Genomic DNA, 21,260 nt, shown 5'->3' on the forward strand with positions numbered 1-21,260 from the left:
ATTATTAACAAAAAACTCTACTTTTGAGTGTGCCTAAGATGGGTGAGATTACACCCTAATCAAAAATATGAAAAATAAAAAAGGTGAAATTTTTGATGCTTTTATTATACTGGATGATTATAAAATAGCAAGGTTTAAATTTCCCTAAAAAGCAAAAATAATAATTGGTTTCATATGAATTACAAATTTTTCTTATGTTAAACGCAATTACTCATTACATTTTTGTTCTTAACCTACTTACACCTTGAGAATTTACAGTTTTTGCTATTAACAAATATTACTTTTCATTAATACTGATTGCTTTAGCTTTGGTGGATGACAGTTGTAAGGCGAAGTTTACATTTTTTGCAAAAAGATTTATGAATTTTGCTTGTAATATATACATTTGCAACATAAAATCAGACTTTGAATAAAATCTTAATCATAGACGACGAAGAAAAAATCAGGACTTTACTTTCCCGGATTATTGGTTTGGAAGGATTTGAGGTTTTTCAGGCCTCGGATTTGAAAAATGCCGCAAAAAAACTGGAAGTTGATGATATCGATGTAGTCATCAGTGATGTGAAGCTTCCGGACGGCAGCGGTGTTGCGTTTTTAAAAACCGTAAAAGAAAAGTATCCCGCCTCTGAAGTGATTCTCCTCACGGCTTTTGGGAATATCCCCGATGGCGTTCAGGCGATTAAAAACGGAGCGTTTGATTACATCACTAAAGGCGATGATAACAACAAAATCATTCCGCTGGTTTACAAAGCCATCGAAAAGGTAGCGCTGAATAAACGCGTCTTACAGCTCGAGAAACAACTGGGCGACAGGCAGTCCTTCGGCAATATTATCGGAAAATCGATGCTTATAAAGTCAGCCATTGATTCAGCCGGGAAAGTAGCTGGCACAGACGCAACCGTTCTATTGACCGGCGAAACAGGAACCGGAAAAGAAGTTTTTGCACAGGCCATTCACAACGCAAGCCATCGCAGCAAGCAAAACTTTGTTGCCATCAATTGTTCTGCATTCAGTAAGGAGTTGCTGGAAAATGAACTGTTTGGTCACAAAGCCGGTGCTTTTACCGGTGCGCTGAAAGATTCTAAAGGGATTTTCGAAGAAGCCAATAACGGAACTGTTTTTCTGGACGAGATAGGAGAGATGCCAATGGACTTGCAGGCCAAATTACTCCGTGTTCTGGAATCTGGCGAATTCCTAAAAGTGGGCGACAGCAAGCCCACAAAGGTCAATGTAAGGATAATTGCCGCTACAAACCGTGATTTGCAAAATGAAATCGACAAAGGGAACTTCCGGGAAGATTTGTATTACAGGATTAATATTTTCAGTATCATCCTGCCTTCTTTGCGGGAAAGGTCTGGTGATATTGAGGAGCTTGCTGCTTTCTTTTTGAGGAAATTTAGCCAGAAAATAGGCAAAAAAATAACCTCCATTTCCAATAACTATAAGGAAGCCTTGAAAAAACATTCATGGAAGGGTAACATTAGAGAGCTCAGAAACGTGATTGAGAGAAGCGTTATCCTGGAAGAAAGCCCGGAATTGTCGTTTGAAAGCTTACCTTTTGATTTGCAGCAGATTTCGGCCGCTCAGGAACCAGCAGACAAAACCCTATCGGCATTTTCTATGGCAAGTGCAGAAAAACTCCACATTCAGAAAATCCTGAATTATACCAAAGGCAACAAAGCAGAAACCGCCCGGTTATTAGAAATCGGGATTGCCACGCTTTACCGCAAGGTAGAAGAATACAAATTATCATAAAAATCTTATCATATTGATAACGAGCCTATCATTTTGATAGGCTTTTTTGTGTCCGAAAATCCCGGAAATAATTTTATCAGTTTGATTGATAGTTGTTTATATCTTTTCAATTCTCATCGGAATACATCTTGGCATTAGTGATTCAAAACCAATATAAAAATGAATCACACAGAAGCCATACAGGAAATCATCAAAGTAGCGCCCGAGGCTGAAACAGATTTTAAAGAAACGTACAAGACCAAAAACTCTTTTATGGTCATCAATGTCTTTACAAAACAAATCCAGAAACTCATTAGGAAAAAGGAAGAGAAGCTTCTTGTCAAAAGTTTGAAAAAGATGAATGAACTCTATCAAAAAGGAGATGCAGCCCTCAAAAATGCCATAGAATCTGTCTTTGTCTATTCTTTGGACAGCCTGACGTTCGGCTGCGATAATGCTTACAAAAATTTAATCTTCAAAAAAATACCCACCAAACTTCATCAGGCTTACCTGTATCAGGTTTATAAATCCGGAATTTAAAATGAAAAGAAGAATCTTCAAACAAGACTGGGAAGAATTAGAAACTACCCGTCACAGACATAATCTCGTCATCGTAACCGTGAATGTTGCTGTGATTTTAGGTGTCTTCGTAGCAGCAGCAATTATTCAGTTCACATAAAAAATAAAAAAATGACCACAGTATTACTCCTCACAGGAGCGGCCTTGTTCGCCCTCTTTTTTCTAACGGTAAAATATTTTGAAAAGATATGATAGCATTATTCATCATCGCCATCGCCGTATTTGCTTATATGTGCTATGTGCTCGTAAAACCGGAAAAATTCTAGAATAGCAACACCAGTTTTTATGGCAGCTTTTCCGTCCTCCGTTCCCGCTTTTTTTTATGTCATTGCGAAAGAAGGGAAGTCCATCCACTAGAACATTTCTACTATCGCAATAACAGAAAAAGAGCTCAACTCAGGCCGGGCTGCGAGCAATTCGACGTTCCGGTTATCAAGAATTAAACAAAACAATATTCAAAAAAAAAATGAACTCAGAAATTTTAGGAATTATACTAATGTTTGCCCTCGTTGTAGCCCTTGCCATCCCATTGGGAAGATACATCGGGAAAATATTCAGTAATGAGAAAACCTGGCTGGACAAACTATGGAATCCGGTAGATACATTATTTTATAAACTTTCAGGCATCAATCCCGAAAAAGAAATGACCTGGAAACAGCATCTGATTGCATTGCTCACTATCAATCTGGTTTGGTTTCTGGCAGCAATGTTTGTTTTGACCAATATGGGCTGGCTCCCGATGAATCCCGACCATAATCCTTCGATGGGTGGCGATTTGGCATTCAATACAGCAGTCAGTTTTGTCACCAATACGAATCTCCAGCATTATTCCGGAGAGACAGGGATGTCCTATCTTGGGCAATTGATATTGATGTTGTGGCAGTTTATCAGTGCCGGCTGCGGAATGTCAGTTGCGGCAGTCGTTTTTATGGCGATGAAAGAAAGAACTACCGAAAAATTAGGAAATTTTTATTTCTTTTTTGTCCGAAGCTGCACCAGGATTCTGCTCCCGATTTCAGTTTTGGTCGCATCTTTATTAGCATTTAACGGAGTTCCGATGACGTTTGAAGGGAAAGATGCTGTCACCAATCTCCAAGGCGACAAAATAGAAGTCAGCCGTGGACCCGTTGCCGCATTTGTAGCCATTAAACATTTGGGAACTAACGGTGGTGGATTTTTCGGTCCCAACTCGGCGCATCCGCTGGAAAATCCGAATTATTTTACCAATATCGTTGAGATGGTCACCCAGATGCTGATTCCGTTAGCAATGATTTTTGCGATGGGCTATATTGTCAAGAGACGAAAACTGGCCTGGACGATTTTTGGCGTGATGACCATCGGCTTTCTGATTCTCACGGTTCCTACAATCATATCTGAAGTCAACGGCAATCCTGCGATTTCAAAAATGGGAATTGCCCAGACAATGGGAAATATGGAAGGGAAAGAAGTCCGTTTTGGTTCAGCAGCATCGGCGTACTGGAGCATTGCGACAACCGTTATCTCTACAGGAAGCGTCAATGCGATGCACGATAGCTTTATGCCGCTCAGCGGAATGAATCAGTTGCTTGGGATGATGGTGAACTGTTTCTATGGCGGCGCAGGCGTAGGCTTTCTCAATTTCTATGTTTTCATCATTCTGGCGGTTTTCATCAGCGGACTGATGGTAGGTAGAACCCCCGAGTTTCTGGGCAAGAAAATAGAAGCCCGGGAAATGAAAATCGCAATGATTATCGCCCTTCTCCATCCTTTATTGATTTTGGCAGGAACAGCAATAGCTAGCTACACTTACGCCCATAATCCCGAAGCTTATGCAGGCTGGCTCAATAATCCGGGCTACCACGGCTTCAGCGAAATGTTGTATGAGTTTACATCATCCAGTGCCAATAACGGAAGCGGTTTCGAAGGTTTGGGAGACAATACCCCGTTCTGGAATATTGCATGCGGAATCGTAATGCTGATGGCACGATACCTTCCCATCATCGGTCCTGTGGCAATTGCCGGAAGCCTGGCTGCTAAAAAATACATCCCGGAAAGTGCCGGAACACTGAAAACCGATACTTCAACCTTTGGATTGATGGTGTTTGCAGTTATCGCATTGGTGGCGGCCTTATCATTCTTCCCGGCGTTGGCATTGGGTCCGATTGCAGAATATTTTTCACTTAAATAATAAAATTTGAAATGAAAGGAAATAACAATAATTTGTTTCAGGCAGATTTGATTAACGAAGCATTGAAACAATCTTTTATAAAACTGCATCCTGCCAAGATGTTCCGCAACCCGGTAATGTTTATGGTGTGGGTGGGAACTTTGGTAATGGCAGGCGTCTGCATCTGGATTGCATCAGGAGAGCAGAATCAGGGCAGCTTAACCTATAATATCATTGTAACGGCAGTGCTGTTTATCACATTACTGTTTGCCAATTTTGCAGAAGGGATTGCAGAGGCCAGAGGCAAGGCACAGGCAGATTCTCTCAGAAAAACAAGAGAAGAAACCCCTGCGAAATGGATAAAACCAGTTGGAGAGATTTTTAATGATGAAATCACAATAGTTCCGTCTTCTCAACTGAAAAAAGGCGATGTCTTTCTTTGCGAATCCGGCGATATTATTCCTTCAGACGGAGAAATAATAGAAGGTCTTGCCACGATTGACGAAAGTGCCATTACCGGCGAAAGTGCACCGGTCATCCGGGAAGCAGGAGGCGATAAAAGCAGTGTTACAGGAGGAACCAAAGTGCTTTCTGATATGATAAAGGTAAAAGTGACCACAGAGCCGGGAGAAAGTTTTCTGGATAAGATGATTGCTTTGGTAGAAGGTGCTTCCAGACAAAAAACACCCAACGAAATCGCTTTGACGATTCTTTTGGCAGGTTTCACACTCGTTTTTATCATCGTTACAGTAACGCTCAAACCTTTCGGGGATTATGCACATACACCAATTACGATTGCGGCCTTCATTTCATTATTTGTTTGTCTGATTCCGACTACGATTGGCGGATTGTTATCAGCCATCGGGATTGCCGGGATGGACAGAGCACTGAGAGCCAACGTGATTACAAAAAGCGGAAAAGCAGTAGAAACTGCCGGCGATGTGGATGTTCTTTTACTGGACAAAACAGGAACAATCACCATCGGAAATAGAAAAGCAACCCATTTTCATCTGGCAGATGGGATTGATGAAAAACATTTTACAAAAGCAGTAGTACTAAGCTCGATGGCGGATGAAACGCCGGAAGGTAAATCAATCCTGGAGCTGGCAGGTGTCAATCCTTTGAGTTATGAGGTCAATAATCCTAAATTCATCAGTTTTACGGCAGAAACCAGAAGTTCCGGGGTCAATTTTGATAATATCAGAATCAGAAAAGGCGCATCCGATGCTATTAAAAATATAGTTGAAAAAGCAGGCAATCCTTTCCCTGCAGAAATGGCAGAAGCGGTAAGAATCATTTCCAGCAACGGCGGAACCCCTTTGGTAGTTTCCGAAAACGAAAAAGTACTGGGAGTGGTAGAGCTGCAGGACATCATCAAACCGGGAATACAGGAGCGTTTTGAACGTTTGAGAAAAATGGGAATCAAAACGGTAATGGTAACAGGAGATAATCCTCTGACTGCAAAATATATCGCAGAAAAAGCAGGCGTGGACGATTTCATTGCGGAAGCAAAACCCGAAGATAAGATGAATTACATCAAAAAAGAACAGGCCGAAGGCCGATTGGTCGCAATGATGGGAGACGGAACCAATGATGCGCCGGCTCTTGCACAAGCCGATGTAGGTGTGGCAATGAACAGCGGAACACAGGCCGCCAAAGAAGCAGGAAATATGGTGGATTTGGATAACGACCCCACCAAACTGATTGAAGTGGTGGAAATCGGGAAGCAATTGCTGATGACCAGAGGAACGTTGACCACTTTCAGTGTTGCGAATGACGTAGCAAAATATTTCGCCATTGTTCCGGCTTTATTCATCGCTTCAATTCCGGCTTTGCAGGGGCTTAATGTTATGAACCTTCATTCTCCGGAAACGGCCATCCTGTCGGCAGTTATTTTCAATGCGATTATTATCCCGATGCTGATTCCTTTGGCTCTGAAAGGCGTAGCTTATAAACCCATCGGTGCCAGCGCATTATTGAGAAGAAATCTCCTGATTTATGGTTTGGGAGGCGTGTTGATTCCCTTCATCGGTATCAAGATTATCGACCTGATTGTATCACTATTTATTTAAAATTTAAAAGAAATGAAACAGAATATTCTTCCTGCAATACGACTGACTTTGGTTTGCTTATTGGTTTTTTCAGGATTTTACACATTAATGATTTTCGGTGTCGCCCGGTTTTCTGCTAACAACGGAAAAGGTGAAATACTCAACTTCAACAACAAAACATACTATACGAATGTAGGTCAGAAGTTTGACCAGGACCGCTATTTCTGGTCACGCCCTTCCACTGTAGATTACAACGCAGCAGGAGCGGGCGGAAGCAACAAAGGCCCTTCCAATCCCGATTATCTGAAAACCGTCAAAGAAAGAATCGACCAATTCATCAAGCATAATCCGGGAGTGCAACTATCAGAAATCCCGTCTGACCTGGTGACCGCCAGCGGCAGCGGACTGGACCCCAATATTTCCGTTCAGTCGGCTGATGTCCAGGCAAGAAGAATTGCAAAAATCAGGAATATCAATGAAAATGAAATTCAGGAATTGATAAGCTCTAACACAGAAAAACCGCTTTTGGGATTATTCGGGACAGAAAAAATCAATGTTCTGAAACTCAATGTTGCTTTGGACGGTTTAAAACAATAAAAAATTATAATTTAGAAATGAAAAATTCTACTTTTAAAATCTTAGCAGTGTATTTATTAGCATCTGCTTCTGCATTGGCACAAAAAACTACAGATTCTATCAAAGTTAATTCGATAAAAAAAGATTCCGTCATCGAGCCCTCGAAAATTCCATTTGATGGCTACGATTTATCTTGGGTAAACGGGCAGAACAGGCAAACAGATTTTCCTCTGACCCTGAAAGACAAAGACGGAGAAACTATCCTAACCGGTGTTGCTTATGTAGATACTTACTACAATTATAATTTCAACAGGCCGAAGGATAATACCCAGACCATCTCCTCTGCCATAGGAAGAACCAATGAGTTCAACATCAATATGGCAAGTGTGGGACTGGAAACGAACTATAAGAATGTAATTGGTCGCCTTTGGCTTCAGTTTGGCCAGATGGGATCTATTGTTCAGGATTTGGATGGAACCGTCAATCACGGAAAAAATACGAATACCAGCAATTTAAAATATATCCGGGAAGCGGCGGGAGGCTACCATTTCAACTTGATGCACGGCCTGAATGTAGAAGCCGGTATTTTTATGAGCTACATCGGACTGGAAAGTTATGTCCTGAATGAAAACTGGAACTACCAGAGAAGTTTGGTCTGTGATTTTACGCCGTTCTATTTTCAGGGTGCAAGAATCCAGGCTTATCCTTCAAAAAAATTTAAAACAGAAGTCTGGGTTATGAACGGCTGGCAAAGCTACAACTCCTGGAACACAGGGCTGTCTATCGGAAACTCCAACTATTACCGTCCTAATGAAAATATACAATTGGTTGCCAATTTTTATCTCAACGGAAAAGATACAAGAAATAATCCGGGCGTAAGAAGATTTCATCACGATAATAGTATTGTGGCAAGATATTACAACAGAAAAAATAGCAAAGGTCTTTCACAGGCCGCTTTCAGCCTGAATACCCATTACGGGTTCCAGTCAGGGCCAGGTGTTAGAGCTAAGGATAACTATATGGCAGGAACATCTTTGGCTAACAGATTATGGTTCTATGAAAATAAACTGGCATTAACACTTCGTGGAGATGTGGTTACTAATCCCGGAGCTTATCTTGCATTTTCACCTTCACCAGTTACGAACAATGATTTTAATGATGCTTTGGCGGCGGGTAAAAATCTGAAAATGTTTCAGGGAACGGCGACAGTAGATTATATGCCTAACCAATTTTGTACCTTTAGGCTGGAATATGGTTTCAGAAAAAGTAATCTTCCTTATTTTGCAGGCAGTGGGGGAACTACCAGTCCGGACGGATGGGCAGATACACCCATCAATAACTGGAGACCTGATCTTAGAAAATCGGATAGCAGATTGACATTAGCTGTCATTTTCAGACTCTAAAAAAATGATTTTTATTAATAATTAATATCATAAAATTATTCCTGATGCGGAGATTCTGTGTCAGGATAATTGTTTCTACTGATTAAATGCCAAATCCAATGAAGCCATCACATACAGCAGAAGATTTTCTTAACCTCATAAAAAAATCAAGGCGGGGAAAATTCAAAATCTACATCGGGATGAGCGCTGGTGTAGGAAAAACCTATCGTATGCTTCAGGAAGCGCATTCGCTTTTGTCCAACGGGATTGATGTAAAAATCGGCTACATCGAGACGCATCATAGAAAGGAAACGCATGCTCTGCTGGACGGACTTCCCATAATCCCCAGAAGAACCCTGTTCTATAAAGGAAAGGAGTTGGACGAGCTGGATGTGCAGGCGGTCATCAGCCTCCACCCGGAAGTGGTCATCGTAGATGAGCTGGCACATACGAATATCGCAGGGAGTAAAAATGAAAAACGCTGGCAGGATGTGATGGAAATCCTGGAATCCGGTATCAATGTCATCAGCGCAGTTAATATTCAGCATATTGAAAGCCTGAATGAAGATGTAAAATCGATTACGGCCATTGAAGTAAGAGAAAGAATCCCCGATAGTGTTTTGGCTCAGGCCGATGAGGTGGTGAATATCGACCTCACCGCAGAGGAGCTGATTGACCGTCTAAAAGCTGGCAAAATCTATGGCCAGTCCAAAATCAATTTGGCACTCAGCCATTTCTTCAAAAGTGAAAATATTCTTCAGCTTCGGGAACTGGCTCTGAAAGAAGTGGCCTCTCAGGTACAAAGAAAAGTAGAGTCGGAGGTTTCGCCCATCAAAAATTTTCGCAAAGAAAAGATTCTCGCCTGTATCAGTTCCAATGAGAAAACGGCAAAAAACGTAATTCGAAAAGCCTCCAGGCTGGCCAATTATTACAACAGCCAATGGTTTCTTCTGTATGTGCAGATTCCGAGAGAAAGCGCCGACAAAATTGCGCTCGATAAGCAGCGGCATCTCATTAATAATTTTAAATTAGCAACGGAATTGGGAGCGGAGGTTATCAAGGTAGAAGGTTCCAATGTGACCCATACGATTATGGAACAGTGCGAAGAACGGAAAATCACAACGGTCTGTATCGGGAAACCCCACCTTAACCTTTGGAAAATAATTGTGGCTACAGATACTTTCAACTCCTTGCTCAACAAATTGTCAAAAGAAAATATAGATTTAATTATTCTTTCCTGATGAAAATTAAAACAAAACTTAATATAGGCGTTGGTCTGCTATTTATAATGATAATCGTATTGTCCGTTTTAAGCGGATGGTATATCAACCAACTGAAAAAAGATACCAGCAATATCCTGAAAGCCAATTACAACACGCTGCAATATTCACGCAATATGCTTCTGGCGCTGGAAGAAATCAATACAGACCCACTGGCATTTAACGTATTCGAAAAACATCTGGAAAAACAGCAGAAAAATGTGACCGAGCCGGGAGAGAAGGTGGCTACCGACAATATTGCCGTTCATTTTCGTTCATTAAAAAAAGATTCGGAGAATGTGGCGCAGCAGTCATCTATCAGAAAAGATATTGCCGAACTGATGCAGCTCAATATGAGTGCCATTGAACATAAAAGTAGTATCGCCGATTCTACTGCCAAAACTGCGATAATGACCATTTCTGCCACCGGAATGATGTGTTTTATCATTGCATTCATCCTATTGGTGAACCTGCCTTCCAATATTGCGAACCCAGTTAAAAGTTTAACCGAAAGTATTAGGCAGATTGCCAACCAAAATTACAAGGAACGGGTTCATTTTGAAAGCAGGAGCGAGTTTGGCGAGCTGGCAAAATCCTTTAACACGATGGCGGAGAAACTTCAGGAATATTCCGAAAGCAGGCTCGATAAAATCATCAGAGGCAAAAAGCGCATCGAAACATTGATAGACAATATGCACGACCCCGTTATCGGTATTGATGAAAACAAAAAAGTTCTTTTCGTGAATGACGAAGCACTGAAAATCACCGGGCTGAAGAAAGAGCATCTGGTCGGGAAATTGATTCAGGATGTTGCCGTGAGCAATGATTTAATCCGGGATTTGATTAAAGAACTGATATTTCCGGGAGATAAAAATCCGGGTAAAGAACCGATGAAAATTTATGCCGATGGCAAAGAAAGTTATTTTGAAAAAGAAATAGTAGACATCAATATTATCCCAACCGGAGAGCAGGAAAGCCGCTTCATCGGGCAGGTAATTATGTTGAAGAATATTACGCCTTTCAAAGAGCTGGATTTGGCCAAGACCAATTTCCTGGGAACCGTTTCGCACGAGTTCAAAACACCAATTTCTTCCATCCAGATGGGATTGCAGCTACTTGAAAATGAGCAGATTGGAACTATGAATGACGAGCAGAAAAATCTCGTCAGCGGAATCAGGGAAGACTCTAACCGGCTGTTGAACATCACCAAAGAATTACTGAATATCACGCAGGTAGAAAGCGGTTTTATCCAGCTGAACAGTAAACCGTCTACAATAAATGAAATGATTGATTATGCGGTCAATGCCAACAAATCTGCTGCAGAGCAAAAGCATATATATTTTAAAATCACTATAGAAAACGGGCTTACAGAAGTACTTGCCGATGAAGAAAAAACCTCGTGGGTGCTGAATAATCTCCTGTCCAATGCGGTGCGCTATTCTTACGACCATTCTGAAATCGATATCAATGTCAGAAAAGAGAACGATAAAGTAAGGTTCTCTGTAAAAGATTATGGCCGCGGAATAGAAGGTCAGTATCTGGATAAAATTTTTGAAAAATACTTCAAAATTCCCGGTACCAAACAAGAAGGAACAGGTTTGGGCTTGAATATCAGTAAACAATTAATTGAAGCGCAAGGTGGTGAAATTACTGTTAAAAGTGAATTGGGCGCAGGAAGTGTTTTTATATTTAATTTAAAAAAAACGATAACTTGTTAACTCGATTTAAATGAAAAAACAAACCGCATTTTCCCAACATTAGAAACTATCAACAAATCTTTAAAAACTCTTATTGTATTTTCAACACTATTGGAAGGCGAATTCATCCTTTGCTTACTATAGCTGTTAATTTTTTAAATTTGCTTTTCAATTGAAATAACCTTCTAAGTCTACCCTGAAAAGCATTAATGTTTTTCACTTTCACCTTTCATTTGTAAAAACGTGGCAAGCCCTTTTTCTATTAATTTAAAATCAGATTTTTGAGTTGTTCATTAAGGACTAATTTTTACATCCATTTTTAGCCATACTTATTTTCAATTACAATAAGCTAAATATGTCAGAACTAAAGCAATTAAAGCGGGTAGACCTTGCATAAAAAAGATTTTTTTAGAAGCAGAAATCGCTCCATAAATCCCTGCTACAACAATACACCCTAAGAAAAACATTCTTACGTTGAAAGCCCACTCTGGTGCATCAATCAAAAAGGACCAAACAATTCCTGCTACTAAGAACCCGTTATAAAGGCCTTGATTTGCAGCCAATCCTTTGGTTGGTTTGAATAATTCTGTGGGCAAAGATTTTCCAAAAACTTTTTTACCTGCTGTTTCCCAAGCAAACATTTCCATCCATAAAATATAAATGTGCTCTACTGCTGAGAAAACAGTAAATATAATTGCTAAAGTTGACAACATCGTTAATCGTTTGTTACGTTAAGGGTTACTTCGATATTACCTCTTGTTGCATTAGAATAAGGACATACTTGATGTGCTTTTTCTACCAACGATTGTGCTTCTTCCAAAGTTACACCATTCACATTCACATTTAAAACTACAGCAAGGCCAAAACCTCCTTCACCATTAGAACCAATGCTCACTTCTGCTTTTACTGTAGTCACCGTAGCCGCAGATTTTACTTTACCGATTACCAAATTCAAGGCGCTATCAAAACAGGCGGCGTAGCCACCCGCAAATAACTGTTCTGGATTGGTATAATCGTCATTCGCTCCACCTAATGCTTTTGGAGAACGAACATCTAAATTCAAAATGCCATTATCTGATTCGACATGACCATTTCTTCCACCTTTTGCTGTAACCACAGCGGTATACAATGCTTTCATATTATATTGTTGTTTATTATTTTTAATAAGTTATAAGTAATCGCTCTTAGTCTTCACCAGTTTTAATAAATTGGATCCAAAGCGATTTCAAATTATTTATTTTTTTCTATTTTATTTAAAACTTTAGATACTGAATTTTTTAAATCTTTCAAATCCTGAATATCTATATCCAGTTTATTGATTAATTGTTTTGGAATGTCGCAAGCGGCATTTTGCATCACTTTCCCTTCTTCCGAAAGAAAAATTTGAACCACACGCTCATCTTCTATTTTTCGTTGACGCTTCAAAATACCCTTTGCTTCCAGACGCTTCAATAAAGGCGTAAGCGTACCACTATCCAAAAAGAGTTTTTCTCCGATTTGGTTAACTGTGGCTCCATCATTTTCCCATAACACCATCAACACCAGATATTGAGGGTAAGTAATACCCAAGTCTTGCAAAAGAGGACGGTACATCCCAATTATTTCTTTTGAAAGTGCATAAAGCGGAAAGCAGATTTGATTTTTAAGCAACAAAGATTCGGAAGATTCCATCATTAATTATTTGTGAATTATAAATTCATCCATTGGAATTCTCACTTTTTTCATTGAAGCCATCCAATCTTTTGCCTCATCTCTATAGCCCAAATAAAGAAGAGAGACACTCTTTAATCCTAATTCTTTAAGATTCAAAACCTCATCTACCACTTCATTACTAAAACCTTCGGCTGGTGTACTATCCACTTTTATTTCTGCAGCTTGCGCCATTGCTAATCCTAAAGCAATGTAAGTTTGACGGGCAGTATGAGCAAAATGCTGCTCTGGAGTTTGTGCCCTAAAAATTGATTTTAATTTATCGGTATAACTTCCGAAACGACCTCTCGGCAAATCTCGTTCGTCTGTTGTAAAATCATAAACTTCGTCTATTTTTTCGTCAGAATAAGAATCCCAAGCTGCAAAAACCAAAATGTGAGAACAATCTCTCATTACTTCTGGATTTAATGCTCCAACAACTAATTTTTCTTTAAAATCTTGGTTTTCTACAACAATCACACGAAAAGGCTGTAGACCTGATGATGTAGGCGCTAAACGCGCTGCTTCAAGAATTAGATTTAAATCTTTTTCAGATACTTTTCTTTCGGAATTATATGCTTTTACAGCATGTCTCCATTTCAAATCTTCTAATAATGACATTTTTTTATTTATTTGAATTTTATTTTGTAAACCAAGCCCAAAGTAAATATTTGGATTGTTGCAATAATCTATTGAATCTTTTTTTCATGTGTATTCATACCAAAGAAAGCTGTTAAAATTTTAGCAAGTGTACATTTTTGCTCTTTATCGTCTAAAAGCAGTCACAGCTACATACCAGAACATTATGCAATTTCTGCATCTCCGAAATATTTTACCACCTTATCTATAGCAACTGGCAAACTATCAGGCATGACATCTTTAAAACATTTTTTCATTTTCTTGTTAAAGAGTATTTTTCCAGCTTGAATTAAAAAGATTACAAAACCAACTATTTAAACATCTTCTGCTTTTATTTTCCTATCACAATACTTAATGATTGAAAAACTGTCTATTTGTTTGACTCTGCAAATTTAGCATAAAATTATATTGCACGCAATTTAATTTTTAAAAATTTATATTGGCTAATTAGAGTAAATTCTTTCAATATATAATTTTGTCATTTTGATCTCAAAGCATATATATTTTAACGAGATATCTGATTAGGGAATGGCATCAATAGTGCTTGTATCTCTTAAAAAAGTATTGTGGAACGTTTGACTAAAAAAGTATTTATCAAAAATTTATTGTGGTAAAAATTCAAATTTACTTCAACAAAAAATGCCCATAATAATTTGGAATTTCACTTTCAAAAATAGCTTTAGCTACTTTTTTTATGGGATACTTAATCTTAATGATTTCGGCATCGATTCTATCGTCAGAAATTGTTACAATAGCATACGAAGCCCTTCTATCTTTCTCTTTAGTTCTCCCAACCGATCCACAATTTATTAATGTTACGCCATTTGTTTTTTGTATGTAAGATAAATGCGTATGTCCCATTATTACGACATCAATTCCTTTCAAAGACAATTCTTTAATAAAATCTTCTTTTGGATCAGATTCGTGAATGTATTCATCATTGCTTTTTAAGCTAGCATGCACCAATAGTATTTTTTTAATCTTTTTACCAATTTTAAATCCAAGTTCAATATTATGGGGAAGTTTGCTCATCCATTCTTTGTTTTTTTTGGATATAGTTGCTTTGCTATGCTCAATGGCAAGAATTCGCATAGCTCGCTCTTCCCCAGATTGGTGAGATAAAGATAAGATGGGGAGGTCTAATGAGACACGCTCATCATGATTACCCTGTAAACATGGTATTTTTAAATTTCTAATTCTTGTTACCACCTCATTGTTCCAAGGTGCAAAATCTATTAAGTCACCAAGACAGTAAGTTTGATCAATTTTTTTTGTACTAATATCCTTCAATACTTCGTCAAGAGCTAAAATATTGCCGTGGATGTCACTTATAATTGCTAAACGAATGGTCATTAAAATAAGGCAAAGGTTAGAATTCTTTTAAATTTACTATCTGATCATTTTTATATTTACGTCATTTTCTGCGGCTAAAAAGATTAAAATTTACAATGACAGTTTAATATTAACAATTTTTAGATTATATTTTTTACCATCCAAATATTGCAAGAAGTATGTCCGGATTTTCCCAAAGCATTTTCAATTCTTCTAAAGCCTGCGCTTTCATAGAGTGATATCGCATTTTCAAATTGAGGTAAATTTTCGAGATAGAGATATGAAAAAGTTAGCGCTATTGCAGAATTTAATGCCGCAATCAACTTTTTCAATACTCTTTCCTCTGGCATCTGGTGACAGGTAAAACTTTATAATTCTGCATAGCCCGTCGGAAATCCGTCAGTTGGATATATTCCGCAACATCCAAAAAATTGACCATTTTCTTCTGCAACCCATAGTACGGACTGCGGGTTTTCAAACAAATCGAAAAGATTATCTGTGGTAGGATCAAAAAAGGCAGTCCCAATTAATGGAGCATTATATTCCTTAAATATTTTTCTTGTAAGCTCTGCCAAAAATTTATTATCATATTTTTCTATATTTCTTAATATCATAATTTTATAATTTTTTATTAATCAATCATAAAAAACTAAAAAGTCTGCTGTTTTAGCACGTTTCTGCAAATTATACTATTTGCCAAACAATGTTTAGAATTGTTACTACTAATTAGCATTAAAATAAATATTTTTTTTTATTAAATAGTATATAAGATGATATAATTTACTACAATTTATCAATTAAATCATCATAATTTCAAAAAAATTATTATTGGTTTTTCTTCTTAAATATTATAATACTAGAGCAAAAATGACTAGAAGAAAACTACATTTAGAGAATTTATATTCTTCAATTCATTTCCGTATCTTGCGACATAAATCCTTAATGATGTCAAAGTTATGAATGAATTATCGGTCTTGAATATTCAACTTTTTCAATCTAAAAATGACAATACTGACTTTTATTTCAGTTCACTGAAAGATCATCTGAGAACCAGTCACAAATATATTGAAAAAGCACATCGACATAACTTCTATGTCACCGTGTTTTTTACTGAAGGGACGGGGATTCATGAAATTGATTTTACCAAATATGAAGTGAATGCGGGATGCCTTTTTTTTCTTTCTCCTGGACAAATGCATAGCTGGATACTTTCAGATGATATTGACGGATACATATTTTTTCATTCACAGTCTTTTTATGAACAACATTACATTTCTGAAAAACTTAAAACTTTCCCCTTTTTTAGTTCTATCCAGTTCACCAGAAAACTAAGCTTAAACTGTGAACAGCAGGACATAATCCTTTCTTATTTTTTACAGTTAAATATGGAAAACTCAACAAGCAATCTTTATAAAAGCGGTTTTATTTGTTCTGTAATTTTTCTAATATATGTCACATCGTTGAGGTTCTATGCTGGCAAGGTTAGTCTTATCAACAACCTAAAAAAGTCAGCATATGTCACACATTTTCAATTCTTTGAAGAGCTTGTTGATCTTCATTTTCGGAATAAAAAATCAGTACAGCAATATGCCGAAATGATGCAAATTTCTTCAAAGCATCTTAACAGAATTACCCAGACAGTTGTGGATAAAACTGCTTCCGAAATAATTCTAGATAGAGTAATTTTGGAGGCGAAAAGAATGCTGATTTACTTAGATGAGAGCCTTTCAGATATTGCATTTATTTTAGGTTATGAGGAATATTCTTATTTTGTTAGAATTTTTAAAAAAAGTTCTGGATTAACGCCAACACAATTCATCAAACATTATAAATAATAATTGTAAAAATCTAATTAAAACTGATATGTGAACGGACCTTCAAAGTAAGTGTCGTACGAATCTAATAGATCTCCATTTTCATCATAAACACCAATTTCTATGTTTTGCTTGTTAAGTTTCATGGCCTCTTCCGGAAAATTTATCCTAATATGTCCCTGCAAAATTTGATTTCTTTTAAGTATAATTTGATCTGAGTATCCCCCAAAAGAAATTTCTCCGTTATGGGGGGTAATAACTTTTATAGTAATTTTTTTTGATTCATTTGATTTATTAATGAAAGTATAATCATAAGCATTGGATATTATACCATTTTGTACAAGATAAGTGCTTCCAGGAGATTTAATAAATTTTGCCTCCATTGTTCCACGATTACTAAGTAGGAAAAATAGAAAGCCTGTCAATAATGTAAGAAAAACTGCCGTCACCCTCATTCTTGTTGTAAACTGAAACTTTGTTTGGGACTCAATTTCCGACTGGGTTGCATATCTTACTAAACCTGTTGGAAGTCCCACTTTATCCATTATTTCATCACAGGCGTCGATACAGGCAGTACAATTGATACACTCAAGTTGCTGCCCATTTCTTATATCGATTCCCGTGGGACATACAACAATGCATTGTTGGCAGTCAATACAGTCGCCTTTACCCGCTGAAGCTCTATTTTCACCGTTTCGCCATTTTGCCCTACCTTCACCTCTTTTAAAGTCGTAGTAGACGTTAATGGTTTGTTTGTCAATCAAAACCCCCTGTAGTCTTCCGTATGGGCAAACAAGCGTGCAAACTTGCTCCCTAAACCATGCAAAAACGAAATAGAAAGCTGCTGTAAAACCCGCCATACTAACAAAATATCCTAGTTTCTTAATAGGGCCTAATTTTATGATATGCCATGTTTCTTTATAGCCCACGATGTACATAAACATAACGTGGGTAATGATCAATGATACCACAGCAAAAACAAGATATTTCAATCCTCTTTTCTTTATTTTTTCTGCATCCCATTTTTGACGATCTAATTTTATCTGTTTATTTCGATCACCTTCAATTAAGTATTCAATCTTTCGAAATACCATTTCCATGAAAACAGTTTGAGGACAAATCCACCCACAAAAAATCCTTCCAAATACAACTGTGAACAACATAATAAATATTAGAGAGCATACTGCTCCCAATGCCAAAATGAAAAAATCCTGAGGATAAAAAGGATTACCTAAAATAAAGAACTGTCTGTCGATTATATTAATAAGTAGTATAGGATTGTCATTAATGTTGAGGAAAGGAATTATGAAAAAAATTACAAGCATTAAATAATTAACATAATTTCGATAATTAGTGTACTTACCTCTTGGTTTTCTTGGGAAAACCCATTTTCTTTTTCCTGCTTCATCCATCGTATTCACAGAATCCCTAAATGCTTCCCCTTCTTTGCCAGGAGTTAATAAATGATTTGATTGATCGCTCATGATAGTTCTATTAATTCTTTTAGATTAAAAAGAATTGTTTCTGCAAAATTCTAAAACCTTGCTATAAGAGAATAATATAATTTACTTATAAAATTGTACAATTAAGACATTCAAGGTGGCGTCAAAGCATAATGGCTTTAAAATTTATATTTGTAAAAATATCTTTGCTAAAAATCATAGACTATGGCCAATCATTTATTTCATAATATGATTATTTATTAGGCAAAATTTCCAGTTAAAGTTAAGCATAAACCCTAAATTTTAATTTATGAAACGAGAGAGAAAAATCTACGATCCTGCTTTTAAAACCAAAGCTGTCCAATTGAGTAATGAAAGAGCTAATATCTCAGAATGGCCAGAGAATTGGGCATCAAACAACGTTATGGTAGTCCAAGGATTACTTTTGAACTCAATGCTTTGGTTACAAAATATCTCGGATCACGGTTGCAAAATATATGAAGGAGCTGGGTTTGAAGAGCAAGTTGAGCAGAAAATTTAAAGTCACTACCAACTCAAAACACAATTACTTGATTGTAGAGAATGTATTAGAAAGGAATTTTTTAGTAACAGAACCATCAAAGGTTTGGCTCTCAGACATCACCTACATTCGAACCAAAGAAGGATTTTTGTATCTCACTACAATTATCGATCTGTACGACCGAAAGATCATTGTTTGGAGTTTGAGTAATGGAATGAGCACTGAGGAAACAAGTTTTGCAGCGTGGAAAATGGCAGTAAGAAACAGAAAATCTAGTAATGGATTAATTTTTCACAGCGACAGAGGTTTACAATATGCGAATAAGAAATTTGCTAAAACAGTTGAATCTTATGCCGTTATCCGAAGTATGAGTCGTAGAGGAAACTGCTGGGATAATGCGGTATCGGAGAGTTTTTTCAAATCTTTAAAAACGGAATTGATCTACGGAAACAAACTCATCACCAAAGAAAAAATTGAACTTGAGATCTTTGAATACATCGAAATCTGGTACAACAAAAAAAGACGACATAGCACCCTGAATTACATAACAATCCAGGAATTAAACAATCGAAGCAAAATCTATCAAAATGTAGCTTAACTTATACTGCACTTTTTATTTGCATATCCAATTCTACATCAAGGTCAAGAGAGAGTAGGAAGATTGACGAATAGGTTATGGATTCAAATTAAAGACTTCAGACGAGCAGATAGAAGTCTATAGAAAAGGGGAAACAATAACAGATTTCTGAAACGTAAAAAAAATGGATTTCCTATTTTACATTGTTAAAGTCATTTTTCACTACAATCCTCGCCTATTTAGTTTCTAGTATTTTCAATAGTTTTGGGTTAAGGTATAATTTTTCTTTTCCAACTTTCACGGATTGAAGAATACTATTTTTCTCTAACGCCATTAAATAGTTCCCCACAGTTTTTGCGTTTCCTAGATTTTCATCGATTAAGTTTTGACGTTTGGTATACGGTAGCCTAAACAATAATTCCACCAAGTCTTTTGAGTACATTTTTGGGAGTTTAGTTTTTATTTCGGTCGTCATTTCATCTATTGCCGTTGTTATTTGATATAATCGTTCTAATCCTTTTAAAGCGGTTTGTTCAATCATATCCAACATATACAAAATGTAATCTTCCCAATTTTCGTTTTCGGTAACGCCTCGTAGTTTGGTGTAATAATCCGCTTTATTTTGGATGATATATTCACTCAAATAGATAGCTGGTACTTCTAAAAGTCCTGAAAGTTTTAAATAGAGAAGGAGCAAAATTCTTCCCGTTCTTCCGTTTCCGTCTGCAAATGGATGGATAGCTTCAAATTGATAGTGCAATAAAGCCATTTTGATCAAAGGGTCAATTTCGTTTTCTTCATTAATAAATCGCTCTAAATTGGCTAATTTTTCTCTAATGATAGTTTCTCCGCTTGGTGGTGTGTAAATAATTTCTCCTTGATTATTACTCAATGTTGTTCCTGGAGTAACTCTTATAGATGCGTTATTTTCTTTAATACATTGTACAATTTTTATGCAGAGATTTGTTGTAATGAAAGGTTTTGTTTTTAGTTCTTCCAAACCCAACCAAAGTGCTTCTTTATAACTCAAAACTTCTTTAGTTGATGAATTTTCTATTTTTCTATCGGCAACAAAAGACTTATAAAGTTCATCATTGGTTGTAATTATATTTTCGACTTCGGAGCTTGCTTTTGCTTCTTGTAAATATATTGTATCTAAAAATAGGGTTGGGTTAGGCAAGTTTAAAAGCGTTCCGTTAAGTTGAGCCAAAGCTCGACCAGCAGCAATGGTTTTACGTAAAATGTTTTTGGTCTCTATATCCGTTTGAGGAGGTAATAAAGGCAAATCATTAAATGGAAGTTTGCTGTCAAATTTTGTCATTGTATCGAGTGTAAATCTTACTGCTATTCTGTTTACGAGTGTAAAAATAATAAAAAATTACTCTTGTTTTGCTTTTCAGTGTAAAAATTAATCTTGTTGGTGTTTTAATATGTGCTCGGCTGCTCCTGTATCAAAGCGAATGCGAGTTTGCTGGTAATGCTCACGGATGGGATGCGGAGTTTTGAGCGTTCGGGACAATTGTGCAGTTATGCTGGTTTAACGCCTGTTATTCGGGAATCGGGTAGGAGTGTACGTTCCCGTCCAAGGATCAGCAAGATGGGTAATGGATTGCTGAGAAAACATTTGTTTATGTGTGCGTTCAATGCGATTGAGTATAATTCGGTTTGTAAATCGTTATACGAGCGTATCACAGGGAAAGGCAAGAGTGGAAAAGTAGCGATCATCGCAGTTTGCAATAAGCTGCTCAAGCAATCGTTCGGAATCCTGAAATCTGGGAAACCGTATTGTGAAAATTTTTCGCTAATTTCTGCATAGAAAATTT

Annotated in this window: 22 protein-coding genes and 1 pseudogene; 14 read left to right on the forward strand and 9 right to left on the reverse strand. The window is 37.2% G+C overall.

The genetic code is table 11. The features are described 5' to 3' along the window. Nucleotides 1-405 precede the first annotated feature (405 nt). The 10 genes from AC00Y6_RS13655 (at nt 406) to AC00Y6_RS13700 (ending at nt 11,445) form a co-directional block, all read left to right on the forward strand. Entirely contained in the window at nt 406-1,755 is a 1,350-nt protein-coding gene (locus AC00Y6_RS13655; protein ID WP_474491166.1) for a sigma-54-dependent transcriptional regulator, read from the forward strand. A 159-nt stretch (nt 1,756-1,914) separates the two neighbouring features. Next, nucleotides 1,915-2,274, forward strand: a complete 360-nt coding sequence (locus AC00Y6_RS13660) for a DUF7674 family protein (RefSeq protein WP_474491167.1) — start codon at nt 1,915-1,917, stop codon at nt 2,272-2,274. A 1-nt stretch (nt 2,275) separates the two neighbouring features. Further along, a complete protein-coding gene (locus AC00Y6_RS13665; RefSeq protein ID WP_474491168.1) occupies nt 2,276-2,413 on the forward strand; it encodes a hypothetical protein in 138 nt (45 codons plus the stop codon). Between the two features lie 88 nt (nt 2,414-2,501). Next, complete coding sequence (locus AC00Y6_RS13670; RefSeq protein WP_474491216.1) at nt 2,502-2,579, forward strand: potassium-transporting ATPase subunit F; 78 nt, start codon at nt 2,502-2,504, stop codon at nt 2,577-2,579. A gap of 200 nt (nt 2,580-2,779) precedes the next feature. Then, nucleotides 2,780-4,480 (forward strand): potassium-transporting ATPase subunit KdpA, encoded by a 1,701-nt coding sequence (gene kdpA, locus AC00Y6_RS13675; RefSeq protein ID WP_474491169.1) that lies wholly within the window; start codon nt 2,780-2,782, stop codon nt 4,478-4,480. An 11-nt stretch (nt 4,481-4,491) separates the two neighbouring features. Further along, entirely contained in the window at nt 4,492-6,531 is a 2,040-nt protein-coding gene (kdpB, locus tag AC00Y6_RS13680) for a potassium-transporting ATPase subunit KdpB (protein WP_474491170.1), read from the forward strand. Between the two features lie 12 nt (nt 6,532-6,543). Further along, nucleotides 6,544-7,107, forward strand: coding sequence for a K(+)-transporting ATPase subunit C (locus tag AC00Y6_RS13685; RefSeq protein ID WP_474491171.1), 564 nt, complete (start codon nt 6,544-6,546; stop codon nt 7,105-7,107). Nucleotides 7,108-7,124: 17 nt separating this feature from the next. Next, a complete protein-coding gene (locus tag AC00Y6_RS13690) occupies nt 7,125-8,489 on the forward strand; it encodes an outer membrane beta-barrel protein (RefSeq protein ID WP_474491172.1) in 1,365 nt (454 codons plus the stop codon). A gap of 98 nt (nt 8,490-8,587) precedes the next feature. After that, complete coding sequence (locus tag AC00Y6_RS13695) at nt 8,588-9,709, forward strand: sensor protein KdpD (RefSeq protein WP_474491173.1); 1,122 nt, start codon at nt 8,588-8,590, stop codon at nt 9,707-9,709. Beyond that, nucleotides 9,709-11,445: a sensor histidine kinase gene (locus AC00Y6_RS13700; RefSeq protein WP_474491174.1), complete on the forward strand. Its 1,737-nt coding sequence runs from the start codon at nt 9,709-9,711 to the stop codon at nt 11,443-11,445. The genes AC00Y6_RS13695 and AC00Y6_RS13700 overlap by 1 nt, the downstream gene beginning before the upstream one ends. A 314-nt stretch (nt 11,446-11,759) precedes the next feature. Here the strand turns inward: AC00Y6_RS13700 and AC00Y6_RS13705 are convergent, their stop codons facing one another. The 7 genes from AC00Y6_RS13705 to AC00Y6_RS13735 form a co-directional block, all read right to left on the reverse strand. Then, nucleotides 11,760-12,134, reverse strand: a complete 375-nt coding sequence (locus AC00Y6_RS13705; protein ID WP_474491217.1) for a DUF1304 domain-containing protein — start codon at nt 12,132-12,134, stop codon at nt 11,760-11,762. A 5-nt stretch (nt 12,135-12,139) separates the two neighbouring features. Next, nucleotides 12,140-12,562: an organic hydroperoxide resistance protein gene (locus AC00Y6_RS13710; RefSeq protein ID WP_474491175.1), complete on the reverse strand. Its 423-nt coding sequence runs from the start codon at nt 12,560-12,562 to the stop codon at nt 12,140-12,142. A 92-nt stretch (nt 12,563-12,654) separates the two neighbouring features. Next, complete coding sequence (locus tag AC00Y6_RS13715; RefSeq protein ID WP_474491176.1) at nt 12,655-13,098, reverse strand: MarR family winged helix-turn-helix transcriptional regulator; 444 nt, start codon at nt 13,096-13,098, stop codon at nt 12,655-12,657. Between the two features lie 3 nt (nt 13,099-13,101). Beyond that, complete coding sequence (locus AC00Y6_RS13720) at nt 13,102-13,734, reverse strand: NAD(P)H-dependent oxidoreductase (RefSeq protein WP_474491177.1); 633 nt, start codon at nt 13,732-13,734, stop codon at nt 13,102-13,104. Between the two features lie 642 nt (nt 13,735-14,376). Next, entirely contained in the window at nt 14,377-15,105 is a 729-nt protein-coding gene (locus AC00Y6_RS13725) for a metallophosphoesterase family protein (protein ID WP_474491178.1), read from the reverse strand. 119 nt (nt 15,106-15,224) lie between these two features. Next, the gene (locus AC00Y6_RS13730; RefSeq protein WP_474491179.1) at nt 15,225-15,434 is read right to left on the reverse strand and encodes an N-acetyltransferase; all 210 of its coding nucleotides are present in this window, start codon (nt 15,432-15,434) and stop codon (nt 15,225-15,227) included. An 18-nt stretch (nt 15,435-15,452) separates the two neighbouring features. Next, nucleotides 15,453-15,698 (reverse strand): hypothetical protein, encoded by a 246-nt coding sequence (locus AC00Y6_RS13735; RefSeq protein ID WP_474491180.1) that lies wholly within the window; start codon nt 15,696-15,698, stop codon nt 15,453-15,455. A gap of 342 nt (nt 15,699-16,040) precedes the next feature. Between AC00Y6_RS13735 and AC00Y6_RS13740 the strand changes: the two genes are divergently transcribed. Continuing rightward, complete coding sequence (locus tag AC00Y6_RS13740; protein WP_474491181.1) at nt 16,041-16,919, forward strand: AraC family transcriptional regulator; 879 nt, start codon at nt 16,041-16,043, stop codon at nt 16,917-16,919. A 17-nt stretch (nt 16,920-16,936) separates the two neighbouring features. Here AC00Y6_RS13740 and ccoG read toward each other — a convergent pair whose 3' ends face one another. Beyond that, entirely contained in the window at nt 16,937-18,382 is a 1,446-nt protein-coding gene (ccoG, locus tag AC00Y6_RS13745) for a cytochrome c oxidase accessory protein CcoG (RefSeq protein ID WP_474491182.1), read from the reverse strand. 268 nt (nt 18,383-18,650) lie between these two features. Here ccoG and AC00Y6_RS13750 point away from each other — a divergent pair, with 268 nt between their 5' ends. Then, nucleotides 18,651-18,881 (forward strand): hypothetical protein, encoded by a 231-nt coding sequence (locus tag AC00Y6_RS13750; protein ID WP_474491183.1) that lies wholly within the window; start codon nt 18,651-18,653, stop codon nt 18,879-18,881. Beyond that, a complete protein-coding gene (locus tag AC00Y6_RS13755) occupies nt 18,838-19,458 on the forward strand; it encodes an IS3 family transposase (protein ID WP_474491184.1) in 621 nt (206 codons plus the stop codon). Before AC00Y6_RS13750 ends, AC00Y6_RS13755 begins: the two co-directional genes overlap by 44 nt. 214 nt (nt 19,459-19,672) lie before the next feature. Here the strand turns inward: AC00Y6_RS13755 and AC00Y6_RS13760 are convergent, their stop codons facing one another. Beyond that, on the reverse strand, nt 19,673-20,758 hold the full coding sequence (locus AC00Y6_RS13760) for a Fic family protein (RefSeq protein WP_474491185.1): 1,086 nt from the start codon (nt 20,756-20,758) through the stop codon (nt 19,673-19,675). A gap of 141 nt (nt 20,759-20,899) precedes the next feature. On the opposite strand from AC00Y6_RS13760, the pseudogene AC00Y6_RS13765 reads away from it, so the two are divergent. Beyond that, nucleotides 20,900-21,253 (forward strand): annotated as a pseudogene (locus AC00Y6_RS13765) (transposase); the annotation flags it as partial. Nucleotides 21,254-21,260: the final 7 nt, after the last annotated feature.

Source organism: Epilithonimonas sp., assembly GCF_056329745.1.

Bases quoted from the DNA above. Each gene is read 5' to 3' on its own strand.
- AC00Y6_RS13755 (WP_474491184.1), top strand. From the start codon at position 18,838: ATGAAGGAGCTGGGTTTGAAGAGCAAGTTGAGCAGAAAATTTAAAGTC.
- AC00Y6_RS13685 (WP_474491171.1), top strand. From the start codon at position 6,544: ATGAAACAGAATATTCTTCCTGCAATACGACTGACTTTGGTTTGCTTA.
- AC00Y6_RS13670 (WP_474491216.1), top strand. From the start codon at position 2,502: ATGATAGCATTATTCATCATCGCCATCGCCGTATTTGCTTATATGTGC.
- AC00Y6_RS13660 (WP_474491167.1), top strand. From the start codon at position 1,915: ATGAATCACACAGAAGCCATACAGGAAATCATCAAAGTAGCGCCCGAG.
- AC00Y6_RS13665 (WP_474491168.1), top strand. From the start codon at position 2,276: ATGAAAAGAAGAATCTTCAAACAAGACTGGGAAGAATTAGAAACTACC.
- AC00Y6_RS13740 (WP_474491181.1), top strand. From the start codon at position 16,041: ATGAATGAATTATCGGTCTTGAATATTCAACTTTTTCAATCTAAAAAT.
- kdpB (WP_474491170.1), top strand. From the start codon at position 4,492: ATGAAAGGAAATAACAATAATTTGTTTCAGGCAGATTTGATTAACGAA.
- kdpA (WP_474491169.1), top strand. From the start codon at position 2,780: ATGAACTCAGAAATTTTAGGAATTATACTAATGTTTGCCCTCGTTGTA.
- AC00Y6_RS13725 (WP_474491178.1), bottom strand. From the start codon at position 15,105: ATGACCATTCGTTTAGCAATTATAAGTGACATCCACGGCAATATTTTA.
- AC00Y6_RS13700 (WP_474491174.1), top strand. From the start codon at position 9,709: ATGAAAATTAAAACAAAACTTAATATAGGCGTTGGTCTGCTATTTATA.
- AC00Y6_RS13720 (WP_474491177.1), bottom strand. From the start codon at position 13,734: ATGTCATTATTAGAAGATTTGAAATGGAGACATGCTGTAAAAGCATAT.
- AC00Y6_RS13690 (WP_474491172.1), top strand. From the start codon at position 7,125: ATGAAAAATTCTACTTTTAAAATCTTAGCAGTGTATTTATTAGCATCT.
- AC00Y6_RS13695 (WP_474491173.1), top strand. From the start codon at position 8,588: ATGAAGCCATCACATACAGCAGAAGATTTTCTTAACCTCATAAAAAAA.
- AC00Y6_RS13760 (WP_474491185.1), bottom strand. From the start codon at position 20,758: ATGACAAAATTTGACAGCAAACTTCCATTTAATGATTTGCCTTTATTA.
- AC00Y6_RS13715 (WP_474491176.1), bottom strand. From the start codon at position 13,098: ATGATGGAATCTTCCGAATCTTTGTTGCTTAAAAATCAAATCTGCTTT.
- AC00Y6_RS13730 (WP_474491179.1), bottom strand. From the start codon at position 15,434: ATGCCAGAGGAAAGAGTATTGAAAAAGTTGATTGCGGCATTAAATTCT.
- AC00Y6_RS13710 (WP_474491175.1), bottom strand. From the start codon at position 12,562: ATGAAAGCATTGTATACCGCTGTGGTTACAGCAAAAGGTGGAAGAAAT.
- AC00Y6_RS13750 (WP_474491183.1), top strand. From the start codon at position 18,651: ATGAAACGAGAGAGAAAAATCTACGATCCTGCTTTTAAAACCAAAGCT.
- ccoG (WP_474491182.1), bottom strand. From the start codon at position 18,382: ATGAGCGATCAATCAAATCATTTATTAACTCCTGGCAAAGAAGGGGAA.
- AC00Y6_RS13735 (WP_474491180.1), bottom strand. From the start codon at position 15,698: ATGATATTAAGAAATATAGAAAAATATGATAATAAATTTTTGGCAGAG.